General features: G+C 41.0%; 4 protein-coding genes. All 4 read left to right on the top strand.

All coding sequences use genetic code 11. From position 1 onward, the window contains the following. On the top strand, positions 1–513 hold a 513-nt coding region (locus FJ213_12420; GenBank protein MBM4176956.1), incomplete at its 5' end, for a hemerythrin. Beyond that, the gene (locus FJ213_12415) at positions 510–1,406 is read left to right on the top strand and encodes a cytochrome c (protein ID MBM4176955.1); all 897 of its coding nucleotides are present in this window, start codon (positions 510–512) and stop codon (positions 1,404–1,406) included. The genes FJ213_12420 and FJ213_12415, both read left to right, overlap by 4 nt. Beyond that, positions 1,399–5,043 (top strand): nitrate reductase subunit alpha, encoded by a 3,645-nt coding sequence (locus FJ213_12410; GenBank protein ID MBM4176954.1) that lies wholly within the window; start codon positions 1,399–1,401, stop codon positions 5,041–5,043. Before FJ213_12415 ends, FJ213_12410 begins: the two co-directional genes overlap by 8 nt. A gap of 10 nt (positions 5,044–5,053) precedes the next feature. Beyond that, positions 5,054–6,158: nitrate reductase subunit beta (narH, locus tag FJ213_12405; protein MBM4176953.1), on the top strand; the 1,105-nt coding region annotated here is incomplete at its 3' end.

The following is a 6,158-nucleotide window of genomic DNA, read 5'->3' as shown; positions in this document are numbered from 1 at the left end:
GAAAGAATGTTGAACGTATTTGAAGCAGCTCTGAAAAAATCTGAAAATGGAGAAAAAGTTCAACCTCAAGTTTACTTCGATATAATAGAATTCATTAAAAAATTCGGCGATAAATGTCACCACGGCAAGGAAGAAGATTTATTATTTCCAGCAATGGAAATAAAAGGTTTCTCAAAACAGATGGGACCCGTAGCGGTTATGCTGTATGAACATACACAAGGGCGGAATCTTGTAGCCGTAATGACCAGTGCGGCTGAACGCTATGCAACCGGCGACGCCTCTGCATTGAAAGATTTAGCTCTTGCAGGAAGAAATTTCATAGGACTTTTGCGCCAGCACATTCAAAAAGAAGACAACATACTTTTTGTAATGTCAGATCAGCATTTCAATGAAGTTGAGCAAAATGAACTGCTTGCTAAGTTTCAAAAGGTAGAACAAGAAAATGAAGCTTGTGCTTCAAAATCAAAATTTATTTCAACACTCGAAAGTTTAGAGAAGGAATTTATTTCATGATAAAAGATATTTTTATCATAAGTAAAAAAGGTTCGGTGGGATTTCAGCTCCCCAGCAAATCTTTGTTTTTAACATTAGGATTACTATTCATGCTTCCTGCATCGAGTTTTGCACAAGAGACCGCAGATTTCTTCAAGCTGAATTGTTCAAGCTGTCATACGATTGGCGGCGGGCGATTAACAGGACCTGATTTAAAAAATATCACACAGCGAAAAGATAAAGCTTGGTTAGTCAATTTTATTCAAGACCCAAAAGCAGTGATTGATGCAGGCGATGCTTACGCACTCGAATTATTAAAAGAGTATAAAGGAACATTGATGCCAACAATCCCGGGAATAACAAAACTGCGGGCTGAAGCATTACTTAATTTAATTGAAGAAGAATCGAAGCTCGAAAAATCACAATTCGTTGGTGTTAGATTAAGCGATCGTCCATTCACACAAAAAGATATAGATGTAGGTCGTAATATTTTTATGGGAAAAGCCCCGCTTGTCAATGGCGGACCGGCGTGCTTTTCCTGCCATACAGTTCATGGAATTGGCGGTTTAGGAGGCGGAACGTTGGCGCCTGATCTTACAACTGTGTTCGAGAGATACGAAGGAAGAAAAACCCTTGAAGCATGGCTATCGGCACCAGCAACACCTACAATGCAATCAGTTTATAAAAATCAACCTCTTGATCCAGAAGAAATTCTCCCAATTGTCGCTTTCTTTCAATACACATTACAAAGAAATCCAGAAGACACCTCTACGGCTCGATTGAATTTCATTTTGTTTGGATTAGGAGGTGCACTAATTGTACTTGTATTATTTGATGTTATCTGGAACAAACGTTTTCGCGCTGTAAGGCGTCCGATGGTTCTTTCTAAAAAAATGGAGTCTGTAAATGAGTAAAAAACAATCTATTGGCTGGATAAAAGATGAAGTCAATCCAAAATTAAGAAGCTGGGAAGAATTTTATCGTAATCGTTGGCAGCATGATAAAGTTGTTAGAAGCACACATGGTGTAAATTGTACAGGCAGCTGCACATGGATGATCCATGTAAAAGATGGAATTGTAACTTGGGAGATGCAGGGACTTGATTATCCATCGCTTGAAAATGGATTGCCGCCGTATGAACCACGCGGCTGTCAACGTGGAATTTCTTTCTCGTGGTATCTTTACAGCCCTCTTAGAGTTAAGTATCCATATATACGCGGTGCAATGCAGGACTTGTGGAGAAAAGCGAAACTTGAACATGAAGACCCTGTAGATGCGTGGAAATCTCTTGTCGAAAATCCTGAATCAAGAAAACGCTGGCAAAAAGCACGTGGTAAAGGCGGATTCCGAAGAACAACTTGGGATGAAGTGCTTGAAATTATGGCGGCTGCAAATATTCATACGATTAAAAAACATGGACCTGACAGAATTGCAGGCTTCTCACCGATTCCGGCTATGTCAATGGTCAGTTATGCTGCAGGCGCAAGATTAATGCAGCTTATTGGTGGAATTTCTTTATCGTTTTATGATTGGTATTGCGATTTACCATCTGCTTCACCAGAAACCTGGGGCGAACAAACTGACGTTCAAGAATCTGCCGATTGGTACAATGCGAAATTATTAGCTGTGATGGGTTCAAACTTAAACATGACGCGAACTCCCGATTGTCATTTTGCTGCAGAAGCTCGTCATAATGGTACGAAGATGTATGTCTTTTCACCCGATTTCAATCAAGTCGCAAAGTATGCTGACCACTGGGTGTCTTTAAATGCTGGGCAGGATGGCGCTTGGTGGATGGCTGTCAATCACGTTTTGCTAAAAGAATTCCATCACCAAAAACAAATTCCTTACTTTATCGAGTACACCAAAAAATATACAGACGCACCATTTTTAGTCGAACTGAGCGAGGAGAATGGAAACTATGAAGCCGGTCAACTTCTTCGTGCCAATCAAATAAAAAAATACTCAGATGTTGAAAACGGTGATTGGAAATTTTTAATTTGGGATGAAAAATCTAATGCGCCAAAAATGCCTATGGGAAGTGTTGGCGATAGATGGGGCAAGGAAAAAGGGAAATGGAATTTATTATTAAAGGATGGATTAGATGGAAGCGCAATCAATCCCCAATTAACCTTTCTAAAGAAAAATGATAAGATTATTAAAGTACGTTTCGATGATTTCGCCGAAGGAAGAAGTCTTTACAAAGAAGTTCCAGTAAGAGAGATAAAAACATCCGACGGGAAAAAAGTTTTGGTCGCAACGATCTACGATCTACTCATGGCACAATATGGAGTCGCACGTGGACTCAAGGGAGATTACCCGAAAGATTATGATGATGAAGAGTTCTCATTCTCTCCTGCTTGGTCTGAGAAGTACACTGGAATTGGCAGAAAAGATTTAATCCAATTCGCACGTGAGTGGGGAACAACGGCGGAGCTAACGAATGGTAAATGTACAATAATTATAGGCGCTGGAATCAATCACTGGTATCATGCGAATTTAATGTACCGCGCAGGTATTCATGCGTTGATGTTCTGCGGATGTATAGGAGTTAATGGCGGCGGGCTTGCGCATTATGTCGGACAGGAAAAATTAGCTCCTGGCGAACCGTGGGGCGCGATTGCATTTGCAAAAGATTGGTATGCCGCATCTCGCCAGCAAAACGCACCAAGCTGGCATTACGTTCACACAGATCAATGGAGATACGAAAAAGAATTTACAGATTACCACACTGTCCCTGCAAAGCAGGAACAAGGTTCTCTTGCGAAAGGACATGCAATGGATACACAGGTGAAAGCTGTACAAAACGGCTGGCTTCCGTTTTATCCACAATTCGATAAGAACAGCATAAACCTGGCAAAAGAAGCTGAGAATAAAGGCGCAAAATCGAATGAAGAAGTTTCTAAATACGTTATTGAACAGATTAAGAAGAAAAAGATAAAATTTTCTGTTGAGGATCCTGATGCAGAATCCAACTGGCCGAGAGTTTGGTACATTTGGCGCGGCAATGCTTTAATGTCGAGCAGCAAGGGACATGAATACTTCCTGAAACATTACTTAGGAACACATACAAATACAATTGCAGAAGACATAGCTAAAGATTCTGTTAAAGAAGTCGTATGGCACGAAATTGCACCCTCGGGCAAGCTCGACTTGGTTGTTGACTTGAATTTCAGAATGGATACATCGGCTCTTTATTCCGATATCGTATTACCTGCAGCGACTTGGTACGAAAAGGGAGATTTGAATTCAACTGATATGCACAGTTTTATTCATCCGCTTTCAGCCGCAGTTCCACCATGCTGGGAATCGAAAAGCGATTGGGATATTTTCAAAGCAATTGCAAAAAAATTCTCTGAGATAGTTGGGTCTCATTTCCCGGAACAAGTTAAAGATGTTGTAATTACTCCACTTGCACACGATAGTGCGGCAGAAATTGCACAGCCGGAAATTAAAGACTGGCTGAAAAACGAAATTGATGCTGTTCCAGGAAAAACAATGCCGAATGTTTCTGTTGTCAATAGAGATTATAAAAATTTATACAATCAATATATTTCATTCGGTCCGTTGGTGAGAGCTAACGGATTGGGTGCGCATGGAACTAAGTACAGCATCGAAGACCATTACGATGAAATGGTAAAAACTCGGGCAACCGTTACGTTCGATGGAAAAACTTATCCATCTTTGAAAGACGACATTCACGTTTGCGATACGATACTCGCATTAGCAACAGTTACGAACGGCGAGCTGTCTTATCGCTCTTATAAAAACATGGAAGAAAAAGTCGGTCTGCCTCTTGCTCATCTCGTTGAAAAAAATCGTGGAGTAAAAGTTACATACAAAGAGCTTCAAAACAAACCGATGAGATTATTAAACAGTCCGATGTGGTCAGGTCTTACCGAAAACGGACGTGCATATTCACCGTTCACATACAATGTTGAAGCACTTGTACCGTGGCGGACTTTAACCGGCCGGCAGCATTTCTATCTCGATCATCCGGGTTACATTCAATTTGGCGAACACTTGCCGACATATAAACCGAAACCTCTTCCAACTCAGTATGCTGACTTAAGATTCAGTAAAGAAGCTGGTAAAACTAAAATGCTAAATTATCTTACTCCGCATGGCAAGTGGCACATTCATTCAACCTATGGAGACAATCAAAGAATGACTACTCTTTCGCGCGGAGTTGAACCTTTCTGGATGAATGATAAAGATGCAGAAGAACTCGGGATCAATGATAACGACTGGGTGGAAGTGCACAATGATCACGGCGTAGTTGTGACTCGTGCCGCAGTAAGTGCGAGAATTCCGCGCGGGATTTGTATAATCTATCACTCACCGGAACGAACTTACTCTGTTCCAAAATCGCCTCTTAGAAATAATCGTCGCGCTGGCGGGCATAACAGTTTAACTCGCACAAGACTAAAACCAAATCTGATGGTTGGAGGTTATGGTCAATTTACATATCACTTCAACTATTGGGGACCAATCGGCTGTAACAGAGACACGCATGTTTTAGTCCGCAAACTTCCAGAATTGAATTGGTAGGAGAAAAAAAATGAATGTAAGATCACAAATATCAATGGTATTCCACTTGGATAAATGTATTGGCTGTCATACTTGCAGCATCGCATGCAAAAATATATGGACCGATAGAAAAGGCACCGAGTACATGTGGTGGAACAATGTTGAAACTAAACCCGGCACAGGTTATCCAACAAAATGGGAAGACCAAGAAAAATACCGCGGCGGTTGGGAAAAGAAAAACGGTTCGATTAAACTGAAATCCATTTCAAAGTCCCGTACTGTAACGGATATTTTTCATAATCCTTCAATGCCGAGCATGGATGATTATTACGAACCGTGGACATACAAGTACGAGGATCTGTTCAATTCTCCTGAGGGGAGCGACCAGCCGACAGCGATTCCAATTTCTATGGTGACAGGCGAATACATTAACGTTGAAGCCGGTCCAAATTGGGATGACGACCTTGGCGGTTCACCTGTTTATGCCGAGAACGACCCAAATTTGCAAGGACTGACAGCAGAGCAAAGACAGCAGCTTTTTGCAATTGAGAGACTGGTCTTCTTTTACTTCCCGAGAATATGCAATCACTGTTTGAATCCGGCATGTGTTGCTTCGTGTCCATCCGGTGCGTTATACAAAAGAGGTGAAGATGGGGTTGTCTTAATTGATCAAAAAAGATGCAGAGGATGGCGTCAGTGTATCGCAGCTTGTCCATACAAAAAATCGTTTTACAATTGGTCAACCGGTAAATCTGAAAAATGCATTTTGTGTTTCCCACGTCTGGAAACTGGACAAGCACCTGCATGTTTTCACTCTTGTGTAGGAAGAATCAGATATTTGGGAGTATTGCTTTATGATGCGGATAAGATTGAAGAAATCGCAAATTCACCAAATGAAAGTTTAATCGATGCACATAGATCAATGATCCTCAATCCGAATGATCCTGAAGTAATTAAATATGCAAGGTTAAATGGAGTGCACGATTCAGTTATCGAGTCTGCACAGATTTCTCCAATCTATAAATTCGTTAAAGAGTGGAAAATAGCACTCCCGCCTCATATTGAATTTAGAACCCTCCCAATGTTATTCTATGTTCCGCCAATGTCTCCAGTCATGGCAAATAAAAACGATGATA

This window comes from Ignavibacteria bacterium, from assembly GCA_016873845.1.
Classification (GTDB): Bacteria; Bacteroidota; Ignavibacteria; order Ch128b; family Ch128b; genus JAHJVF01.
Note: the sequence above shows the minus strand (reverse complement) of the source record. Positions and strands in the feature narration are given on the sequence as shown.